The following is an 18,982-nucleotide window of genomic DNA, read 5'->3' as shown; positions in this document are numbered from 1 at the left end:
CCGCCGCGTCATCCACGAGGACGAGGACGAGTACCAGGTCGTGGTCATGCCAGAAGCAGGGCTGTCGATGTGACGTCAGCCCTGGGAACGGGCAGGAGCCGCGGTCGTGCGGGCGTCACCGGTCCCGCGGTGCCACACTGAAGGCATGACGCAGTCGGATCGGCAGCTCGCCCGGCGACTGGAGACGGCCACCAGGAACCTACTCGAGCGGCGCGCGGAGACGGCCTCGATCTGTCCGTCCGACGTGGCACGCGAGGTCTACGACGGAGACGACGACGGATGGCGGGACCTGATGGAGCCGACCCGCCAGGCAGCCTGGCGCCTGGCGGCGGCCGGTGAGGTCGAGGTGACCCAGGGCGGACGACCTGTCACGGAGAACGAGGCACGGGGACCACTGCGCATCCGCCGCGCACGCCACTCGGGCTGACGCCGGTGGTGCTGGTTCACACGTCCCGCCGTCCTGGGCCTCCTGCCGCACTTGGCGCTCGCTCACGGTGCGTCCATGCTGACCACAGTGCACACCGGTACACGAGACGAACCGGACGGATACAGCCGATCGGTTGACCACGGCTGGGGCCAGCAGCGCTCAAGCCCGGTCCCACTCTCGTGGTCCGGAGAAGCCGGGCTTGAAGGCGCGCTTTGGCATCGCCAGACGTCCGAGAATGCAGCAGCAGCCATCAGCGGTGCGGCAGTTCCGGGAAGCGACCGCAGCCCATCGATAGGCGGCCAGGACCTGCCCTGGCGATCATCCGACAAAGCGCCTCGGTGATACTTCCACCGTAATCGTGGGAAGGGACGGGCGAATCCATGGACAGAGACCTGCGGCGTGCCGTGGTCGTGACGCTCGGCGAACTCGCGCGAAGCGACCACTGGCGTGACCGAGCGGATGCCGGTCATAGCCTGGCAGGGTTCGCCGAGATGCCGGAGGCTGTCGGGCTACTGCTGGGCCTTGTGCTCGACCGTGGTGACACTTTCGTCACCCGGTGGACCACAGAGGCCTTGCTTCGGCGAAAGGACAGGGCCGGACTGTCGATCGTGGCGTCCGCACTGGCAGTCGCCCAGGACAATCACGCCGATTACCTCAACACCGCGATCTTCGACGTCTTCAGCATCTTCGCGCACGATCTGGACGAGGCTCTGCGGATCTGTGACGAGATGTCGGGCGACATCGACGACCGTGTTGCCCTGGGGGCCCGTCGGCTCCACGAGAGCCTGGCCGAGATCGATCCCGTTCTCCGCCCCGCATAGCGGCGTTCACCGGCCAGCCCGCCGCGCTTCTCCACCGCGCGTCGATCGGCACCGGCACGGGCTCCAGGGGCGAGGCGGTCCCGGGGTGGCCGAGGGGAGAGCCACTCGCTGATGCCGAGAAGCGGGCCCCACGAGAGGCCCCGGCCACCGCGTCACCCTTTCGAAGCGGGGGCCGCCGCGCGCCACGATCACGGAGAGAAGCTGTTACGGGATCCAGGACTCCGGCCCCAGCTCGGTGGACCTGCTGGTGGGCGCCGGCAAGCCGAGGAACGGCAGAACGGTTACGTACGGAACTGGCCCGCCCAGCGGGGCGGACGCCGTCGGCCGCGGGGCGAAGGAAGCCCACCGGGCCGACGCGCCCGAGCCGTTCTCCGACCCAGCCGCCGAAGGGGTCGCCGAGTCGGAGATCCCGATCGTCGCCGTGGTGGTGGGCCGGGTGGTCCTGATGGGCCTCCCGGCCCTCGTGGTGTCGTCTGTTGCCCCCGTGGGCGGGCGTCAGGCCCAGGGCTCGGCGCCCCCAGGGCTCGGCGCCCCCCCTGACCGGTGGGTCAGCCGCGCACGGCCTTGAGCAGTACCTTCACGTCGTGGCCCTTGTGCCAACCCGTGTTCACGAGCGGGCTGTGGTGGCTCTCGTTGCCCCAGGCGTAGTACTTCTCCCACGACTGGTACCACCGGCCGTTCAGGTTGGAGCCCGTGGCCGTGTAGACCTGGGCCACCTTGCCGTCGTGACGGTTGTCCCAGATGTAGAACTCGGCCCTCGTCTGGGTGTTCAGCCCGCTGTACCGGTCGCACTCGCGGTACTTGACCCCTGCGGCGTTGTTGTCGACCTGGATGACCCGCCACCCCGTGCACGCCTCCGTCGCGACCGCGGGTGCGGCGGCGGCCGAGGGGACCAGCGTGGCGGCGGCCGCCGCGGCGAGTGCCACCGCCGCCAGCGCCATGCGGCCGCCCGAACGTATCGTGCGTGCGCTCGCGTGGTGCTCCGTGGTCCCGCGTCCGTTCTGCTTGAGCATGTTCACCCCGTGCCTTCCGTTTCGATGCCCATGAGCTGAACGGCCCCGCCCGGCACTGCGGATTCCTCCCAGCGCCTCGGCCGCGGTGGTCGTCGACCGGGCCCGGCCGGGGCCTCTTGCAGAAACGTACGGGGGTACGGACGTCACGTCGTCCAGCACTGGTCTGACATCGCGGTCCACCCGCAGCGGTACGTACGCGTCACCTACAACTCCTGCGGTACGGGCGCCCGTCAGCGGCTTCGCTGCTGGTCGTAGTCGTCCCGGTCGCAGTCGACCTGGCCCGGCCCGACCAGCCCGCACTCGTACGCGAAGATCACCGCCTGCACCCGGTCGCGCAGCCCCAGCTTGGCCATGACCCGGCCCAGATGCTTCTTCACCGTGGGTTCCGCGAGACCGAGGTCGGCGGCGAGTTCCGTGTTGGTCAGGCCCCGGGCGGCCCCCAGCAGGACCTCCCGCTCGCGCGCGGTCAGCACACGCAGCCGCTCCGCGCCGCTCCCGCCACCGTCGTCCCCGGCGGCGGGGAGCCGGTGCGCGAAGCGGTCCAGCAGCCGCCGGGTCACCCGGGGCGAGACCACCGCGTCCCCCCGGGCCACGTCGCGGATCGCCCCCAGCAGCTCCTCCGGCCGGCTGTTCTTCAGCAGGAAGCCGGAGGCCCCGGCACGCAGCGCCTCGAAGGCGTACGCGTCCAGGTCGAAGGTCGTGAGCACCAGCACCCGCGTCCCGGGCACCTCGCGCCGCAGCCGCCGGGTCGCCTCGATGCCGTCGGTGCCCGGCATCCGTACGTCCATCAGCACCACGTCCGGCCGCAGCCGCCGCGCCAGCTCCACCGCCGCCGCCCCGTCGGCCGCCTCCCCGACCGGCTCCATGTCCGGCTCGGCGCGAAGGATCATGCCGAACGCCAGCCGCAGCAGCTCCTCGTCGTCCACCAGCAGCACCCGGACGCTCACGGCGAGCTCCAGGGATCCAGCCGTACGAAGACCCGCCAGCCGCCGTCCGGCCGCGGGCCCGCCTCCAGCGCCCCGCCGAAGGCCGCGGCGCGCTCCCGCATCCCCGCGAGCCCCCGCCCCGACCCGGCGGTTCCCGGCCGCCTGGTCCCGCCGGCCCGCCCGTCGTCGGTCACCTCGACCGTCACGGCCCCCGGCACGCAGACCACCCGTACCTCGGCGCGCGACGCCTCTGGCGCGTGGCGCAGCGCGTTGGTCAGCGACTCCTGGACGAGCCGGTGCACCGTCAGCTGCGCCGCGGCCGGCATCCCGGCGGCCTCACCGTCCACTCTCAGTCGGGTCGCGAGGCCCGCTGCCTCCATCCGCTCGCACAGCGCCCCGAGCTGCCCGATCCCCGGCGGCGACCGCCGGTCGTCCCCGGGCCCCGCGTCCGGACCGGCGTCCTGGAGCAGGCCCAGCGCCCGCCGCATGTCGGTCAGCGCCTGCCGCCCGGTCTCCGCGATCCGGGCCGTCACGTCGGAGGCGTCGGCCGGGCGGGCGTGCCCGAGCGCGTCCGCGAGTGCCACCACCACCGACAGGCCGTGCGTCACGCTGTCGTGCAACTCCCGGGCGATCCTGGCGCGTTCCTCCTCCACCGCCCGGCGCTCCCGCTCGTCGCGGTCCCGTTCCAGCCGCGCCAGCCGCTCCGCCCGCGCGGCCCGCCGGATCCGGGCGTTCGCCCCGAGCAGCGCGCTGGCGGCGACCGCCGCCGTCATCGCGGCGGCCGAGGCGAGGAACCGGCCCTCGGGCGCCCAGCGCGCCGCCGCCAGCACCGCCCCGGCCTCCGTCAGCAGAGCCGCCGCCCACACCGACCGGTACGGCGCCCGCGCGGTCACCGTCCCGAGGGCGATCAGCAACGCCGCGTCGGCGGGCAGCTGGACACCCAGCAGCCACTGCGCGAACGCCGTTGCGGCGATCACCGCGAACGTTGCCCGGGGCGCCTGCCGCCGCCACACCAAGGGCAGCACCAGAGCGGTCTGTAGCGCGAAACCCTTGCTGTCCGCCACCCGCCCCGGCCCGAGCGTGACCAGGAACAGGGCGGCCGCGAGCGCCGCGTCCGCCGCCAGGGGCGGCACCCGCCCCGGCAGCCAGGTGAGGGCGCCCGGCGGGCCCATTCGTACCGCGCCGGTGTCGGTCATCGTGTCCGTCCTCGCGTCGTCGCGTACCCACGTATCCACGTCGTCGCGCACCCGCGTACCCGCGTTCACACGGCTCGCGTACTCGTGTACTCGTCGTCCGGCGTCCTCGCCGGAGCCACAGGGTAGGGCCCCGGGACCCGCCGAGGCGTCCGTCCGTGGGCGGACACCGGTGGAGACTCCGGGACACCGGGGGCTCCTCCGTGCGGAGGAGCGGACGCTCCCCGGGGCGCCCCGCGGCCATCCTCGGGATCGTCCCCCGGCAGGGCGCCACGCACCCCCCGGCGGCGGAACCCTGGTGGCGACCCCGCAGCCGTACCGCCTGAGGAGCCCACCCATGCCCCCGACCCGCCGCGCCCTGCTCGGCACGCTCGGCGCCGCCGCGCTCACCACCGTGGCCGCCGCCCCCGCACACCGCACGGCGGCATCCGACCCGGGAGGCCGCCCCGCCGCCCCGGCCGGGGTACGCGGTCCCGCGCCCGCCCCCGGCACTCCCGTCCCGCTGCGCCTGCCCCCGCCCACCGGGCCCTGGCCCGTCGGCACCGTCGCGCTGCACCTCGTCGACGACAGCCGCCCCGACCCCCTCCTCCCCGCCAAGCCTTACCGGGAACTCATGGCCGGCCTCTGGTACCCGGCGGAACCCGGCGCCGGGCACCCGACGGCGCCTTGGCTGCCCGAGGCCGCGGCGGCCGACTGGGACGCCCACTCCGCACCGGCCCTCGGTGTCCCCGCCGGCGCCGCCGACTGGCGGGGGATCAGGACCCACGCCCGCACCGGGGCGCCCGTCGCCCGCCGCGCCGGCCGGCTGCCGGTGGTGCTGTTCTCCTCCGGCGACGGCGGCTCGCGCGCCCTCGGCACCACCCTGGTCGAGGAGCTGGCAAGCCACGGTCACCTCGTCGTCGCCCTCGACTCCACGTACGAGGCCGAGCAGGTCGAGTTCCCCGGCGGGCGGGTCGAACGCGCCCTCCCGCTCCCCGACGACCTCACCCCGGAGGTCATCGCCGCCCTCCTCGCGGGGCACTCCCGGGCCCGCCTCGCCGATGCCCGATTCGTTCTCGGCGCACTCGACCGGCTCGCGCGCGGGCACCGCCCCGACACGGGCACCGACCCGCTTCCGGAGGGGCTCGCCGAGGCCGCCGACCCGGCCAGGACCGGCGTGCTCGGGCAGTCCCTCGGCGGCTCCGTCGCCGCCCAACTCGCCCACGACGAACCCCGCGTCCGCGCGGCGGCCGACCTCGACGGCGCCCTCCTCGGACCCGTCGCCGACAGCGGCCTCGCCAAGCCCTTCCTGCTGATGGCGTCCGGCACGAAGACCCTGCGCGGCGAACCGAGCTGGGCCTCCTGCTGGGCGGCGTCCACCGGCCCCCGGCACGCCCTGCGGCTGCGGAACGCCGCCCACGGCTCGTACACGGACCTCCAGGTCCTCCTGCCCCAGCTCGTCCGCTGCCTCCCGGTCCCCGACGCGGCCGGACTGATCGGCACCGTCGACCCCCGGCGCTCCCTGGCCGCCCAGCGGACCGCCGTCGCCGCCTTCTTCGGGCGGTACCTGAAGGGCCGGCCCACCGGCTTCCTCGACCGGCCCGGAGACGACTGGCAGGAACTGGAGGTGCTGCGCTGAACCGGCTCGCCCGATACGTACGGTCCGGAAGCCGCGCAGGCAGAGGTACTTCCAGCGCGATCACCGCGGCCGCTGTCGGCCCGAGCCGGCTGATGCAGCGCTCGACGAGGTTGAGCTGCCGGTGGGCGGCCCGGTCGAGGCGGCAGACCGTCGCGCCGCGGCGCATGCGTTCGTGGATCTCCCCCACCGAGTACGGCCTCGGCGTAGGAGGTGGGTCGTGGGCCTTCGGGCCGCGCGCCGGCGATGCCGAGACCGGGAGTCCAGGCGCAGGCAGGTGAGGCGCGGAGCCCGCACACGTGCCGGGGCAGTACCGCCCGATCGCCGCGCCTCCCGGTCACCTGCGTCGACGGTGCATGTCGCACTGCGGATGTCCGCCCCGGCGGGACGACGACCCGGACGGCGCGGCTTCGGCCTCCGCCACGTTCTAGCCCTGTTTGATCGCGGAGATGTCGAACTCGAGGACGACCTTGTCACCGACCAGAACGCCGCCTCCCTCCAGGGCCGCGTTCCAGGTGATGCCCCACTCCTTGCGGGAGATCGTCACCGAGCCTTCGAGGCCGACCCGCAGGTTGCCGTACGGGTCGGTGGCGTTGCCGGTGTACTCGAAGTCGATGGTGAGCGGCTTGGTGGTCTCCTTGATCGTGAGATCGCCGGTGACCTGGTAGTCCGTGTCGGACTTCTGCTCGATCTTGGTGGTACGGAAGGTGATGTCGGGAAAGTTCGGCGCGTCCAGGAAGTCGTTGGTGCGCAGGTGCTCGTCACGCTGCTCGACGCCGGTGTCAATGCTCCCGGTCTTGATCACCAGCTGCCCGGTGGACCTGGACGGGTCACCGCCATCCAGGTGCGCGGTGCCTTCGAACTGGTGGAACGCGCCGCGCACCTTGGTCACCATGGCGTGGCGCGCGACGAACCCGATGCGGGTGTGGGCCGGGTCGAGGACGTAGTCCCCCGTGAGTTCCGCGAGCGTGACGGTCATGAGCAGATGCCTCCATGGGATCATGACCCCGACGGCAGCCCGCCCGGATCGATGCGGTTCACGGTAAGGGGCCGACAGCTCCACGGCCCGGCCGAACGCGCCTGGTCACAGGGGATTCCACTCCGATTGGTCATCCCGATGCGCAGCCCTGGCGCACCGCCCGCGCCCGGTCGGCCGGTCGTGGCCTTCTGGAGAGAGACCGCCGGATACGCCCGGTCGGACGGAGGTGAGGCCACCGGCGCCCCGCCGAGCAGCACCCCGGCCGAATTCGAGGCGGACGGCGTCGACGCCTTCCGCGCAGGAGGCCCGCACCCGAGCCCCCGGTGACACACCGCTACGCACCACCGACCTTGGTCACTCACCGGCCCGGCCCTTCGTCGCCCCCCTGCGAAGTAGCAGATCCACACCTCCATGGCGCCTTGGACTCGCGCGGCACCCGGTCCGGACCGCCGCCTCAGACGTACGCTGGGAGACAACGGGCATCGACCCAGCAGGGGGTCGGCCTCTGTAGCCGATGCCTTGGGATCCACGCCCAGGGGAAGGCCACGGGAGACCACCCAGCCGTCCTCGCACGCGCCTCATGCCACTCCGGCGGCGTCGGGCACGCCGTTCGATCGGCACACAGCGGGGCCGAGGCTCCGAGCAGCCCCGTCGGCCCAGCGGCTCTGCGTCGATCGGCAGCGAGCGAGGAGAACGATCATGGCCACGAAACGCACCGTCTACCACGTCGCCCCGTCAGCCGATCGCGCGGCAGCCGCGGGATTGAAATGGCAGGTCGAGGGCAGGGAGGGGCGCCGTCTCCTGCACGAGCCCCACCACACGCAGAGAGAAGCGATCGACTCCGCACGCCGGCACGCGAAGGCGCACGTCCCCGCACAGGTAGTGGTCCACGCCCGCGACGGGCACATCCGCACCGCGTACGCCTACGGTGAAGCTTCCGAAGCACCCCGCGGCGAGCGTGGGCGCAGGGCTGGTGCACGCGGCGGCATGTTCTAGCCCAGGCCCCTCGTAGGGCTGGTTCCCGGTCGCCCGGGTGGCGCAGCCTTGAGGAGCCCCCGCCAGGGGTGCCGTATTCCGGCCACGAGCAGCGCCCCTGGTGGAACCGTGCGCTGCGAGCGGGGGCTTGCTGAGGTAAGAAGGTAGGTGCCCCCGCCGGGCCGCCCTCCGAGGTCCCCCACCCTCGGCTCGCCCGCCTTCCCGCTCGCCGGTCCGTACCTCGGAACGAGTGCCGCGATCACCTCGAAGAGAGTCGGTCGCGGCACTCGGCCTGGGTACGGGCCGTCCGTAGCGCCGATGGGCAGGGACCGGCATTCGAGGAAAGGATCAGCCATGACCGATCTTCCAGCCCCCACCACGCCGTACCTGGAGCCTGAGGCGAGGGAGCTCGCCGACGCCACCGATCCACACCCGCGGATCTACGAGGTGCCGCCCGAGGAGGGGCGCAAGATCCTCAGCGATCTACAGAGCGGCGCGGGCGTCGCACGCCCGGAGGTCGACGAGCAGTGGGTCGACATCGACGCCGGCGAGTGGGGCACCGTCCGCACCCGCATCATCAAGCCCAAGGGCGCCACGGACCCGCTGCCCGTGGTCTTCTTCATCCACGGCGCCGGGTGGGTCTTCGGCGACGACAAGACCCACGACCGTCTCTTCCGCGAGCTGGCCGTCGGGGCCGGTGCCGCCGGCGTCTTCCCCGTCTACGACTGGGCACCCGAGAAGGGTTATCCCACCCAGGTCGAGCAGAACTATGCCGTCGGCCAGTGGCTCCAGGCCAACGGCGCCGACTACGGCCTCGACACCTCCCGCGTCGCCGTCGCCGGCGAGTCGGTCGGCGGGTGCATGTCCGCGGTCTTCGCGCAGATGAACAAGGACCGCGGCGGGCTCGCGCTCAAGGCGCAGATCCTGCTCTACCCCGTGACCGGGCCGGACTTCGACACGCAGTCCTACCACCAGTTCGCGGAGCACTACTACCTCACCCGCGACGGGATGAAGTGGTTCTGGGACGCGTACACGACCGACGAGTCCCAGCGCGAGGAGAAGTACGCCTCTCCGCTGCGGGCGACCCTCGGGGACCTCGCGGGCCTGCCGCCCGCCCTGGTCATCACGGCGGAGGCGGACGTTCTGCGGGACGGGGGCGAGCTCTACGCCGCCAAGCTCCGTGAGGCCGGCGTCGAGGTGACCGCCGTCCGTATCGGCGGGACCGTCCACGACTTCATGCTGCTGGACAGCCTGCGGGACACCCCGGCCACCAACGTCGCGCGCCAGCTGTCCGTCGACGCGCTGCGAAAGGCGCTCCACCAGGGGTGAGTGCAGCCAGGCACACGGGCGGCAGACCGAAAGGGGTCTGCCGCCCGTCGCCGCGCCGGCCGACCCCGGGCGTCGAGGGGGACACGACGAGCGCCACCGCGACAGGTCCACGCGTCGACGCGACCGGAGGAGTTCACGCTCCCGCCTCCAGCACGGCGACAACGCCATCCGCGCGGTGCGGACCCAGCCGTACGCCTGTCTCCAGGAGCCCCGCTCCGCCGAGCGCGCCGCGCAGACCTACGAGCGCGGCGGCATCGTCTCTTCGGTCTGCCACGGCTACTGCGGCCTGCTCGGCTGCTCGGCTGCTCGGCTGCTCGGCTGCTCGGCTGCTCGGCTGCTGCGACATCTTGCGGGAGTGGAGCAGAGACGTCTCTCCGCCGCCGGCCCGGTCCCCCGTGCGGGGGAGGCGGATCATCATGCAGTGTGACGTGCCGGGCCGGGCGGTACGAGAGATTCAGATCATGACGACGACGGATCCCTCCCCGCCCGCATCCCGCGTGCTGCCGGTCCCGCCGCCCCCGCGCTGGGCGGTGCGTGCCGCCCGCATCGTGGTCTGGTCAACCGTTCCCTCCGGGGTGTGGCGCATCGCGCTCGTACTTGGGGTGCCGGTCGGGGTGATGGAGCGAGAAGAGTTCCTCGCCGCCTTTCCGGACAACTCCGTTTTCATTGCACTGACTTACGTACTGCTCATAGGCGCACTCACGGAAGCCGCGTCATACCTCACACTGGGCCTGGTACGGCCTTGGGGGGAGGTGATGCCGCGTTGGATTCCGATGCTCGGAGGCCGCCCGGTCGACCACAGGATCGCGGTCGTCGTCGCTTCCCTGGGCGCCTTCGTGGTCACCTTCCTGTGGTGGGTGCTCTTCCTCGGAGGATTACTGACGTCCCCCAGTCCGGATCCCGGCATCTCGGCCGGCGAAGCGCTCTTCGTCGCCGCGTACGCCCCACTCCTGTTGTGGGGTCCACTGCTGGCGGCGGTGACCTGGTCCTACCACCGACGACACAAGGCTCGTCCGTGCACGCGACGGGATCCGGGACCCGTCGCTGATGGTGGAGGGATCGACACGACTACGGTCGTGGACGGAAGGGGCGGCGCATGGCCAGGGTGACGGATCTGATCTGCTATCCCGTCAAGGGGTGCGCGGGCACGTCGATGACCGCTGCGCTCCTGATGCCGGCGGGGCTCGCGCACGACCGCAGTTTCATGGTCATCAGCGAGGACGGAATCTTCCGCACCCAGCGACGGCACCCTCGCCTCGCGCTGATCCGGCCCACCATCAGCGCCGACGGCACCCGCCTCACACTGGACTCGGCCGTCAGCACGGACCATCACGGCACGGTCCACCTCGACGTGACGACGTCCACGGCACGCCGTGACGTCGATCTGTTCGGCACCTCCTTCCAGGGGATCGACCAGGGTGACGACGTAGCCGCCTGGCTCTCGGACGCCCTCGGCACCGCCAGCCGTCTCGTCCGCGTGCCGCCGGAACACGACCGGATCGCCGACGGCCTGACCGCCGGCCCGTCCGGCTACGCCGACAGCAGTGCCGTGCACCTGCTGTCCCGCGCCTCCCTCGCCCACCTCAACCGACGGATGACCGACCGAGGCGCCCCGCCCCTGGCGATGGACCGCTTCCGCCCGAACATCGTCGTCGACAGCCACGACCACAAAGGGGACGCCGACTGGGCAGCCCTACCGCACGCCGAGGACCGCGCGCGCCGCATCACCATCGGCAGTGCCGAACTGGGCTACGCCAAACTCGCGGTGCGCTGCGCCGTCACGATGGTCGCGCAGGACGTCGGAGCGCGGCAGGGGCCGGAGCCCTTGCGCACACTCGCCGGCTATCGACGAGCGGCGAGCGGCGGCGTCGTCTTCGGCGCGAAGTTCTCTGTGCTGACGCCGGGGAAACTGTCGGTCGGAGACGAGGTCGCCGTCACGGAGTGGGGCGACGCCGAGCTGTGAGGACACCGGGGGTGAGGACGTCAGGCGCCCTCTGCCCGCCCTTGGTCGCCGCGGACCGCACAGGACCTCTCAGCGCTCCGGTCGGTAGGTCGCGATGATGACTCCGCTGCTCGTGGGCCGGGCACTCACCAGCTCCATCTTCTTCAGGGCGGCATCGTCGGCGAACAGCTTCTTGCGCCCCTCACCGGCCACCACCGGGTGGATCAGCAGGACCAGTTCGTCCAGGAGGTCCAGCTCCAGCAGCGAGCGCACCAGTGTCGGGCTTCCCGCGACGGTGATGTTCTTCCCCTCGCTCGCCTTCAGCTCCTCGATCGCGGTCGCGAGCTCGCCACGGACGAGTGTGCTGTTCGCCCAGCCGTCGACGCCGTCCAGGGTCGACGAGACCACGTACTTGGGCGAGTCGTTGATCCACTTGGCGAAGGCCGCGTCGTCCCCGCTGGTCACCGTCGGCCAGTAGCCGGCCCATTCGGTGAAGGTCACACGGCCCAGCAGGATCGCGTCGGCCGTCTCCAGAGTCTCCGCGAGCGCGGCGCCCATCTCCTCGTCGAAGGCGAACTGCCATTCGTTCGGCGACTGGGCGACACCGTCGAGCGAGACGAACAGACCGGAAACGACCTTGCGCATGATTCCTCCACGATGCGTACGGGTTTGTCGCTGCGTCAGGAGGCTACGCGTGTGCCGTGGGCGAGGGCTTGTACAGAAGCGACAGCGGCTCGGCCGTGTCCGGTGCGCTCAGCCGAGTGGCGGTGCGGCCGATGTATCGGGTCAGGGACCGCGCCAGGTGCGGCTGGTCGAAGTACCCCAGCTGGTGGACGACGTCCTGTGCCGCGACGCCCTCCTGGATCAGTACCGCCGCATGGCGGGCCCGGCGGATCTGTCGTAGGGCGCCCTGGGTGAGGCCCGTCGCGGCGGCGAAACGCCGCTGGAGGGTGCGTTCGGAGACGTCGGGAACCTCCCCGGCGAGGACGGCGGGCACGATCGGGTCGCGGTCCACGATGCCCTCGCGCACCAGCCGCCGTACGAACGCCTCCGCATTGTCGTAGTCGGGCACGTGCCACGCTGAGCCCTTCAGCCACACGGACCGCCGCGTCACGTCGGGAATCTCCGCGCCGCCGCCGACCAGCCGATCGATCGGCGCGTGCGGCATCGACGTACCGACGGCGAAGCTGATGCCGAAGAACGTGGCGTCCTTCGGGACGGGCGCCAGGCCGGCCTCGGGCTCCGGGCCGAGCACCGCGGCCCGCACCCGGCCCTCGTGCTCCCAGAAGACGAGCTCCCCGTGCGCGTTCGCGATCGACATCATCCGCCCCACGTCATCGCTTCGGCTGCGCCAGACCCGCTCGATGTGCGGCAGCTCCGAAGCACGGCTCTCGATCTCCAGCCCCAACCGGATCCACCCCCCGCTCACCGCTGCCGCCTGAGCCGCCAGTCTCCCACCCCGTCCGGAGGTGCGGCCGCCTCCCCGGCAGGCAGGGGAGGCGGCCCTGGTGATCTCGGTGCGTACGACGGGACGCGGTCAGCTCGGTGACAGGTCCCGGCGGTGATGCGTCAGTGGGTGACCGCGGTGGGCTTCATCCACGTGGTCCTGCTCTTGCTGTCGCCGTAGCCGTTGTCGTCTCCGTAGCCGTTGGCGTCGCCGTAGCCGCCGTGGCCGGGCTTGTCGCACTTCTTCTCGACCTTGACCGTGGTGGTGCAGCCGCGGGAGGTGGCGCAGGTGCCGCCCGGGGCCGTCGGTACGGCGACGTTGGTCAGCCGGCGGTTGCCGTTGTCCGGGGTGTCGACCTTCACCTTGTAGGTGACCGTCGCGGTGGCGCCGGGGGCGAGGGTGCCGGTCCAGGTCAGGGTGCTGTCGGTGACGGTGGCGGTGCCGGAGGTGGAGGTCACCGAGCCCGCGACGAGCGTGGCGTCGTCCAGGACGTCGCTGAGGTCGTCGGAGAAGTTGCCGCTGGCGGCCGTGGTGCCGGTGTTCCTGACGGTGACGGTGTAGGTGAGGGTGTCACCCTCCTGCGCCTTGCCCGCCGGGGTCGCCTTCTTGGCGATCGTGTAGGCCGGGGCGACGCAGGTGCCGGCGTCCTGGGTGGAGGTGGCGCCGTAGAAGCCGCTGCCGGTCGCCTTCACGGTCGTGACCGGCAGGGGCGCGGTGGACGCGGTGGTGGGGGAGCTGTTGATCTGGTTGATGTCGCCGTTGGAGGCGAAGGCGTACACCTGGCCGGCGGACTTGGCGGCACCGAAGGTCTGCGGGACCATGCCGATCTGGATGACGGTGTTGTCGGGGCGGATCCGGAAGACGGGAGAGGGGCTGGTGGTGTCCGGGGCGCCGAAGGCGAGGATGTCGCCGTCGTCCAGGGTGATGAAGTCGCCGGCCGAGACGATGCCCGCCGGGAAGGAGGCGGGGAACAGCGTGGAGACGCCGGTGGCGGGGTCGAGCAGGAAGATCTGGCTGGTGGCGAAGGAGCCGACGATCAGCATGCCGTCCGCGCGGGAGGTCAGGCCGTTGATGGCGGTCACGGCGGCGAGCGGCCCCGTGATCGGCGTGCTCGCCGTCTCCGCCCCGTCGACCGGGTTGATCGTGTAGAGCGTGGCCGCGTCGGGGAAGTTGATGCCGTAGAGGGTGGATCCGTTCGGGCTGAACGCGATGTCGCCGTAGTCGCGGACCAGGGGGGCGGTGCTGATCGTGTTGCCCGCGTTGTCGTACTGGATGAGGCTCGCGGTGGCTCCGCCGGTGTTGGCCCACAACGGTGTGGGCGGGCATACCGCGCGCGGCTGGGGGGCGGCCGGGGCCACGCTCCCGCTGGCCTGTGCGAGTCCCGCACTCGTGGTGGCCAGGACGAGGCCGATCGCCGCGCTGGTCAGCACCCGTCCGAGGACGGGGCGGCGGTGGTTCACCATGGAGTCTCCTTGCTTCTCCCGGCTCCCGCAGGAGCACAGACCGCGTCTCTTGCCGCCGGCCGTCTGAAGCCGGCCTCGGCCGACCGGGCCGCTCGACCCGGTCCAAGACCCGAGTCACGATGCCCGCGCCCCCTCCGAGCTGCTATCGCGGTGATCCTTCCGGATGAGGGACGCCACCCGTACGGCCCGCGAGCGCTCCTCGGCGGGGTGACGGATCCTCTCGGCCGAGCGAGGTCGATTGCGCAGCGTGGGCAGGGGGCTGGGCGCGGGGCTGTCCCATGCCGTGACCATGGACACGACGGACCTGCCCCTGGGACGAGGGTCTGCTCGCCCTCCGCGTCAGGGCGTTGTACGCCGACGGACGTCAGGCGGAGGCTCTCGACGCGTTTCACGCGCTGCGCGGGCGGCTGCGGGAGGAACACGGCACCGAGCCGGGCGATGAGCCGCGCCACCTCTACGAAGCCGTACTCCGACACGACGACACCGTTCTGCTGCCGCCCGTCGCCGCCTCCCCGGATCGGCCTCCGGGCCCGACGCCCACGACCCGTCCCACGCCGAGACCTGATCCGGCTCCGGATCGCGCCGCGGCACTCGGCCCCACCCCGACTCCGAATCCGACGCCGACCTCGGTGAACGAACTCCCGGGTGATGGAGAACCGTTGGTGGGCCGACAGCGCGAGCCGGCCCGGCTCACCGAGCGGAGCTCTTCGGGGGGCGTCACCGTAGTCGCGGTGGACGGAACACCCGGCATGGGCAAGTCGAGGCTCATCTTCCAGGCAGTCCGGGAACTTGTTCCAGAGCACCCCGCCGGCTGCCTCTTCCTCGATCTGCGCGCTCACGCGACGAGCCGGCCTCTCTCGCCACGACGGGCCCTGGCCCGCATGCTGCGCGCGATGGGCGGCGACGGCGCCCGAATTGGCGACAGTGAGGACGAGTTGACCGCTGCTCGGCGCTCCGCGACCAGCGACCTGCGTCTGCTGGTGCTCGAGGACGCGGTGGACGCCCGGCAGGTGCGGCCCCAGTTGCCGTCCGGACCCGGGAGCACGGTCATCATGAGCAGCCGAAGGCGGATGGCCGGCCTGGACGCGACGCGCCGGATCTCCCTGGACCCCCTTCTCCCGACGGCGACAGCCTGCGCCTCTTCGGGAGCCTCGTCGGAGCAGACCGCGCGGAGCGCGAACCGGACGCGGCCCGCGCACTCGTGCGGCTCTGCGACGGGCCGCCGCTCGCCCTGCGGATCCTGGGCGCCCGGCTCCAGACCCGGCCCGATTGCCGCCGGCGCACATGTTGGGCTCGCCGAAGCCCTGACGTGCATGGCCGACGCCCACCTCCTTCTGGACGCGCCGCACGAAGCGAGACCTCTGCTCAGAGAAGCGGCGGCCCTGGCGGCCGACGCGAAAGACCTCCTGCTCGGAGCGCTGACGCCGACCCGTCTGGGCACAGCCGTCCACCAGGAGGCGTGCTAGTCATGGCCGCTGTCGCTCTGTGGCTGTAGGCCGGAGCCCCCTCGCGGCTCTCGGCGTGCAACGCGGGGAGTCCGCCGTCGACGGGGCCAGCCCACGGCCTTCACGTACGACTGGACGCGGTGCCTGTCTCGTCTTCGAGGAGGGGGCTGGGCCGTCCGCCATGAGATGCGGACTCCGTCTCCTCCGGGCAGAGTGGGGAGGACCTGTTCGTAACGAGGTGGTCCCCTGTGGTCCCGTGGGCTGGAGACGGGACGGAGTGATGCGAGGATGGTCGACGTCGGAGTGATCGATGTTCCGCAGACGCCCGGCCGACAACAGCGAGGACCTGCTGGTCCGGCTCGGGTCGCTGACCGCCAAGGCTCGGGAGTTGGCCGAGACGCAGCGTTCCCGCGTCGAGCTCGCCGTGGCCCTGCAACGCGGCATGCTGCCCTCGGAGCTGCCCCGTTTCCCGGGCGCCCGCCTGGCGGTCCGCTATGAGCCCGCCAACCACGGGCTGAACGTCGGTGGCGACTGGTACGACGCCTTCCCCCTGCCCGGCGGGATGATCGGCATGTCCATCGGTGACGTGCAGGGACACAACATCGAGGCCGCCGCATACATGGGGCAGGTCCGCGTGGCGCTGCGCGCCCTGGCCTCGGTCTCCGGAGACCCGGGAGAGCTGCTCGGCCGCACCAACGACCTGCTCATCTCGCTGGGCGCCGACCTCTTCGCCACCTGCACCTTCCTGCGGCTCGACCCCGCCGCCGGCACCCTGGAGTGCGCCCGGGCGGGTCACATCCCCTACATCTGGGCCACCGCCGACGGCCGCTCCGGCATCGACGACAGCGAGGGCGGGCCTCCGCTCGGTGTGCTGCGGGGCGTCGACTACCCGGCCACGCGCCACCGGCTCACCGCCGACGGTGTCTTCGTCCTCCTGACCGACGGGGTGGTGGAGGGGCCCTCGCTCCACATCGACGAGGGTCTGGACCGGGTGACGCGGCTCGCCGGGATCACCGCCGTCGCCGGGCTGGACGTCGACGCGCTCGCCACCGCCGTCATGAAGCTGGCGGCCACCGTGGGGCACGAGGACGACGCGGCCGTCCTGGTCGTCGGCCATGACGGTACTCCGGCCCTACCGGCAGCAGAGGGGTGAGGAGACGCGCGCGCCTCGGGCCCGCCCGGGGCCGGGCCTACCGGCAGCCGAGGGGTGACGAGAGGGCCCCGCCCGGGCCCCTGCCGGACGGCGTCGCCCGACACGCAGGGGCCTTGCCCGGTCGGGGCGGCCCGGCCGGTGTCTGATGGCTGACGTGTTGGATACTCGGCAGTTCCGGTTCTCCACGGAGGCGGCTCTGATGTCGCTGGCCGTGGCGGTGTGCTACTACGCGGCCGGACGACTCGGCCTGCTGGGCCGCCTCGTCGTCGAAGGCGTGGTGGTCACCCCCATCTGGCCTCCCACCGGTGTCGCGGTCGCCGCCCTGCTGCTGCTCGGCGTGCGGGTCTGGCCCGGGATCGCCCTCGGTTCCTTCCTCGTCATCGCCTCCCTCACCACTCCCGGTCCCACGACGGTGGTCACCGTGGTCAGCAACACCGTCGCGCCGCTCTGTGCCTTCCTGCTCCTGAGACGGGCCGGTTTCCGGCACGACATGACGCGGCTGCGGGACGGACTCTCCCTGGTCTTCCTCGGCGGGTTCGGCGCCATGACGATCAGCGCGACGGCCGGGGTCGGACTCCAGGTGGCGAAGAGCTCCCTGGACACGAGCGAGTTCTGGCCGGTCTGGCTGGCCTGGTGGGTGGGCGACACGATGGGGGTGCTGCTCGTCGCCCCGCTCCTGCTCGTCCTCGTGGGCCCGGCCGGACGGTTCCGGGTACGGCGCTGGAAAGAGGTGACCTTTCTGGGGCTGGCGACCCTGGTCCTCATCCCCATGGCCGTGCTCAGCCCGATGAGCATGCTGTTCCTCGTCTTCCCCCTGGTGATCTGGGCGGCGCTCCGCTTCCAGCTCGCCGGAAGCATGCTGTGCGCGCTCTTCGCCTCCGTGCTGGCCACCTTCGAGGCGACCTCCGGGCGGGGCGCGTTCCTCCACCTCACGGACGTCGAGATCATGGCCAAGCTCCAGGCGTTCAACGGTTCCGCCGCCCTGACCGCCCTGCTCCTCGCCTCCGTCATCACCGAGCAGCGTGCGACCCGCCGGTCGGTGCGCCGCGCCTGCCAGGAACTGGCGGAGGTCCTGGAGCACCTCGCGGCGGGCGAGCCCTCACCCGGTCCACCCGGCACCGCCCAGAGCCGGGCAGCCCCGCACGGCGTGCAGGGGAGCCCGTGATCCCCGCGCCGAAGCCCGAACCGGAGCAGCGCGGCCGGGAGGGCCCGCCGCCTGGCCACCATCCCTGGCCGCGGAAGGTCGGCCGCCGGTGCCCGGCACCCCACCCCTATGCGAGCAGACGTCCGATCGCCGCGCGGCCCGCTTCCAGGGCCGCGCGGAGGCTCTTGCCGTCCCTCGTGAGCCGTCCGACCTGAGGGGCGTCGAGCGCGGGTCGTACGGAGAGTACGGAGGCGTCCTGGCGCTCGAGAAAGGCGTCGTCCTCCAGCAGACGGCTGGGCCGGGCGAAGTAGGTCTCGTGCAGGGCCTTGGGGTAGCCGCGCAGGGCGGTCGCCGCCACGAGGCGGGCACCGTAGGACGGGCGTACCGCGCCGTCGCCCGCTGGTGCCCCGGCCGTCAGCGCCGTACGGGAGCGCAGGACCAGGACGTGGGTCGCGCCCTGGGCGAGCGCCGTGCGGTAGGGAATGGACTCGGCGAGCCCCGCGTCGTAGAAGTGCCTCCCGCCCAGTTCGACCGGCGGCCCCGCGAGGAACGGCAGCGCCGCGCTCGCACGGAGGGCGAGGCGCAGTTCGACCGGGCCCGTCAGCAGGGGGCGCAGGTCGGTGGAGGCGCCGGTGTGGGCGTCGGTGGCGAGCGGGTGGTACTCGACGGGGTGGGCCAGGACGGCGTCGAAGTCCATGGGGGCCACCTCGCAGTAGAGGTATTCGACCAGGTTGCGGACGTCCACGACGGGGCGTCCGCGCCAGAAGTTGACGGGTCGGATCATCGCCTTCGCATAGGCGGGTTCGGCCCAGCCGGTCAGCTTTTCCGGGGTGCCGCTGAGCAACCACGCTCCGGTGATCGCTCCCGCCGAGGCACCGTACACGGCGTCGAACGCGTCGGCGACGCCCGCCTCGTGCAGGGCGAGGGCCATCCCGGCGGAGATGGTCCCGCGCATGCCGCCGCCCTCGATGACCAGAGCCACCCGCAGGGCGTCGCCGCGTTCGCCGGGGCGGCTGCCGTCGCGCGTGCGCTCGGTGATGACGCGCAGCACCTCGTGCCGGTCGTCGGTGTCGGGGATCTCTCGGCGCATGCGCCCTCCTCTGTCTGTCT

The 18,982-nt window shown here is 72.4% G+C and carries 18 protein-coding genes and 1 pseudogene; 11 read left to right on the top strand and 8 right to left on the bottom strand.

The window, feature by feature from the left end; all coding sequences use genetic code 11:
- Positions 1-145: 145 nt before the first annotated feature.
- Together ACFYXU_RS20325 and ACFYXU_RS20320 are read left to right on the top strand one after the other, a co-directional pair.
- On the top strand, positions 146-427 hold the full coding sequence (locus ACFYXU_RS20325; protein WP_389405872.1) for a DUF3253 domain-containing protein: 282 nt from the start codon (positions 146-148) through the stop codon (positions 425-427).
- A 380-nt stretch (positions 428-807) separates the two neighbouring features.
- Positions 808-1,248, top strand: coding sequence for a hypothetical protein (locus ACFYXU_RS20320; protein WP_389459048.1), 441 nt, complete (start codon positions 808-810; stop codon positions 1,246-1,248).
- Between the two features lie 548 nt (positions 1,249-1,796).
- Here the strand turns inward: ACFYXU_RS20320 and ACFYXU_RS20315 are convergent.
- From ACFYXU_RS20315 to ACFYXU_RS20305, 3 genes are all read right to left on the bottom strand, one after another.
- Positions 1,797-2,261: a hypothetical protein gene (locus ACFYXU_RS20315; RefSeq protein ID WP_389459046.1), complete on the bottom strand. Its 465-nt coding sequence runs from the start codon at positions 2,259-2,261 to the stop codon at positions 1,797-1,799.
- A gap of 230 nt (positions 2,262-2,491) precedes the next feature.
- Positions 2,492-3,208 (bottom strand): response regulator, encoded by a 717-nt coding sequence (locus ACFYXU_RS20310; protein ID WP_389459044.1) that lies wholly within the window; start codon positions 3,206-3,208, stop codon positions 2,492-2,494.
- The gene (locus tag ACFYXU_RS20305) at positions 3,205-4,383 is read right to left on the bottom strand and encodes a sensor histidine kinase (protein ID WP_389459042.1); all 1,179 of its coding nucleotides are present in this window, start codon (positions 4,381-4,383) and stop codon (positions 3,205-3,207) included. Before ACFYXU_RS20305 ends, ACFYXU_RS20310 begins: the two co-directional genes overlap by 4 nt.
- A gap of 334 nt (positions 4,384-4,717) precedes the next feature.
- Here ACFYXU_RS20305 and ACFYXU_RS20300 point away from each other — a divergent pair, with 334 nt between their 5' ends.
- The gene (locus ACFYXU_RS20300) at positions 4,718-5,998 is read left to right on the top strand and encodes an alpha/beta hydrolase family protein (RefSeq protein WP_389459040.1); all 1,281 of its coding nucleotides are present in this window, start codon (positions 4,718-4,720) and stop codon (positions 5,996-5,998) included.
- Between the two features lie 424 nt (positions 5,999-6,422).
- Here ACFYXU_RS20300 and ACFYXU_RS20295 read toward each other — a convergent pair whose 3' ends face one another.
- Entirely contained in the window at positions 6,423-6,974 is a 552-nt protein-coding gene (locus ACFYXU_RS20295; RefSeq protein WP_389459038.1) for a YceI family protein, read from the bottom strand.
- A gap of 411 nt (positions 6,975-7,385) precedes the next feature.
- Between ACFYXU_RS20295 and ACFYXU_RS20290 the strand changes: the two genes are divergently transcribed.
- The 4 genes from ACFYXU_RS20290 (at position 7,386) to ACFYXU_RS20275 (ending at position 11,241) form a co-directional block, all read left to right on the top strand.
- Positions 7,386-7,970, top strand: coding sequence for a DUF2188 domain-containing protein (locus tag ACFYXU_RS20290; protein ID WP_389459036.1), 585 nt, complete (start codon positions 7,386-7,388; stop codon positions 7,968-7,970).
- 333 nt (positions 7,971-8,303) lie between these two features.
- A complete protein-coding gene (locus tag ACFYXU_RS20285; protein ID WP_376513641.1) occupies positions 8,304-9,278 on the top strand; it encodes an alpha/beta hydrolase in 975 nt (324 codons plus the stop codon).
- Between the two features lie 461 nt (positions 9,279-9,739).
- Positions 9,740-10,387: a hypothetical protein gene (locus tag ACFYXU_RS20280; RefSeq protein ID WP_389459034.1), complete on the top strand. Its 648-nt coding sequence runs from the start codon at positions 9,740-9,742 to the stop codon at positions 10,385-10,387.
- Positions 10,375-11,241, top strand: a complete 867-nt coding sequence (locus ACFYXU_RS20275) for an MOSC domain-containing protein (protein WP_389459032.1) — start codon at positions 10,375-10,377, stop codon at positions 11,239-11,241. The genes ACFYXU_RS20280 and ACFYXU_RS20275 overlap by 13 nt, the downstream gene beginning before the upstream one ends.
- A 69-nt stretch (positions 11,242-11,310) precedes the next feature.
- Here the strand turns inward: ACFYXU_RS20275 and ACFYXU_RS20270 are convergent, their stop codons facing one another.
- From ACFYXU_RS20270 to ACFYXU_RS20260, 3 genes are all read right to left on the bottom strand, one after another.
- A complete protein-coding gene (locus ACFYXU_RS20270; protein WP_389459030.1) occupies positions 11,311-11,865 on the bottom strand; it encodes a dihydrofolate reductase family protein in 555 nt (184 codons plus the stop codon).
- A gap of 43 nt (positions 11,866-11,908) precedes the next feature.
- Positions 11,909-12,628: a helix-turn-helix domain-containing protein gene (locus ACFYXU_RS20265; protein ID WP_389459028.1), complete on the bottom strand. Its 720-nt coding sequence runs from the start codon at positions 12,626-12,628 to the stop codon at positions 11,909-11,911.
- A 161-nt stretch (positions 12,629-12,789) separates the two neighbouring features.
- Positions 12,790-14,130 carry a hypothetical protein gene (locus tag ACFYXU_RS20260; RefSeq protein WP_389459026.1) on the bottom strand — a complete coding sequence of 447 codons (1,341 nt, stop codon included), beginning with the start codon at positions 14,128-14,130 and terminating at the stop codon, positions 12,790-12,792.
- A gap of 314 nt (positions 14,131-14,444) precedes the next feature.
- On the opposite strand from ACFYXU_RS20260, the pseudogene ACFYXU_RS20255 reads away from it, so the two are divergent.
- The 4 genes and pseudogenes from ACFYXU_RS20255 to ACFYXU_RS20240 form a co-directional block, all read left to right on the top strand.
- Positions 14,445-14,588 (top strand): annotated as a pseudogene (locus ACFYXU_RS20255) (BTAD domain-containing putative transcriptional regulator); the annotation flags it as partial.
- A gap of 273 nt (positions 14,589-14,861) precedes the next feature.
- Positions 14,862-15,596: a hypothetical protein gene (locus ACFYXU_RS20250; protein WP_389459024.1), complete on the top strand. Its 735-nt coding sequence runs from the start codon at positions 14,862-14,864 to the stop codon at positions 15,594-15,596.
- Positions 15,597-15,885: 289 nt separating this feature from the next.
- Positions 15,886-16,728 (top strand): PP2C family protein-serine/threonine phosphatase, encoded by an 843-nt coding sequence (locus ACFYXU_RS20245; protein WP_389459023.1) that lies wholly within the window; start codon positions 15,886-15,888, stop codon positions 16,726-16,728.
- A gap of 145 nt (positions 16,729-16,873) precedes the next feature.
- On the top strand, positions 16,874-17,893 hold the full coding sequence (locus ACFYXU_RS20240) for an MASE1 domain-containing protein (RefSeq protein WP_389459020.1): 1,020 nt from the start codon (positions 16,874-16,876) through the stop codon (positions 17,891-17,893).
- 106 nt (positions 17,894-17,999) lie between these two features.
- Here ACFYXU_RS20240 and ACFYXU_RS20235 read toward each other — a convergent pair whose 3' ends face one another.
- Entirely contained in the window at positions 18,000-18,962 is a 963-nt protein-coding gene (locus tag ACFYXU_RS20235; protein ID WP_389459018.1) for a patatin family protein, read from the bottom strand.
- Positions 18,963-18,982 lie beyond the last annotated feature (20 nt).

Source organism: Streptomyces sp. NPDC002232 (assembly GCF_042890295.1).
Classification (GTDB): Bacteria; Actinomycetota; Actinomycetes; order Streptomycetales; family Streptomycetaceae; genus Streptomyces.
Note: the sequence above shows the minus strand (reverse complement) of the source record. Positions and strands in the feature narration are given on the sequence as shown.

What these genes read in the sequence shown, in the direction of transcription:
- ACFYXU_RS20235 (WP_389459018.1), bottom strand. Translation starts at nt 18,962, where the DNA reads ATGCGCCGAGAGATCCCCGACACCGACGACCGGCACGAGGTGCTGCGC.
- ACFYXU_RS20270 (WP_389459030.1), bottom strand. Translation starts at nt 11,865, where the DNA reads ATGCGCAAGGTCGTTTCCGGTCTGTTCGTCTCGCTCGACGGTGTCGCC.
- ACFYXU_RS20290 (WP_389459036.1), top strand. Translation starts at nt 7,386, where the DNA reads ATGGCGCCTTGGACTCGCGCGGCACCCGGTCCGGACCGCCGCCTCAGA.
- ACFYXU_RS20280 (WP_389459034.1), top strand. Translation starts at nt 9,740, where the DNA reads ATGACGACGACGGATCCCTCCCCGCCCGCATCCCGCGTGCTGCCGGTC.
- ACFYXU_RS20240 (WP_389459020.1), top strand. Translation starts at nt 16,874, where the DNA reads ATGGCTGACGTGTTGGATACTCGGCAGTTCCGGTTCTCCACGGAGGCG.
- ACFYXU_RS20295 (WP_389459038.1), bottom strand. Translation starts at nt 6,974, where the DNA reads ATGACCGTCACGCTCGCGGAACTCACGGGGGACTACGTCCTCGACCCG.
- ACFYXU_RS20320 (WP_389459048.1), top strand. Translation starts at nt 808, where the DNA reads ATGGACAGAGACCTGCGGCGTGCCGTGGTCGTGACGCTCGGCGAACTC.
- ACFYXU_RS20245 (WP_389459023.1), top strand. Translation starts at nt 15,886, where the DNA reads ATGTTCCGCAGACGCCCGGCCGACAACAGCGAGGACCTGCTGGTCCGG.
- ACFYXU_RS20285 (WP_376513641.1), top strand. Translation starts at nt 8,304, where the DNA reads ATGACCGATCTTCCAGCCCCCACCACGCCGTACCTGGAGCCTGAGGCG.
- ACFYXU_RS20300 (WP_389459040.1), top strand. Translation starts at nt 4,718, where the DNA reads ATGCCCCCGACCCGCCGCGCCCTGCTCGGCACGCTCGGCGCCGCCGCG.
- ACFYXU_RS20315 (WP_389459046.1), bottom strand. Translation starts at nt 2,261, where the DNA reads ATGCTCAAGCAGAACGGACGCGGGACCACGGAGCACCACGCGAGCGCA.
- ACFYXU_RS20260 (WP_389459026.1), bottom strand. Translation starts at nt 14,130, where the DNA reads ATGGTGAACCACCGCCGCCCCGTCCTCGGACGGGTGCTGACCAGCGCG.
- ACFYXU_RS20325 (WP_389405872.1), top strand. Translation starts at nt 146, where the DNA reads ATGACGCAGTCGGATCGGCAGCTCGCCCGGCGACTGGAGACGGCCACC.
- ACFYXU_RS20305 (WP_389459042.1), bottom strand. Translation starts at nt 4,383, where the DNA reads ATGACCGACACCGGCGCGGTACGAATGGGCCCGCCGGGCGCCCTCACC.
- ACFYXU_RS20275 (WP_389459032.1), top strand. Translation starts at nt 10,375, where the DNA reads ATGGCCAGGGTGACGGATCTGATCTGCTATCCCGTCAAGGGGTGCGCG.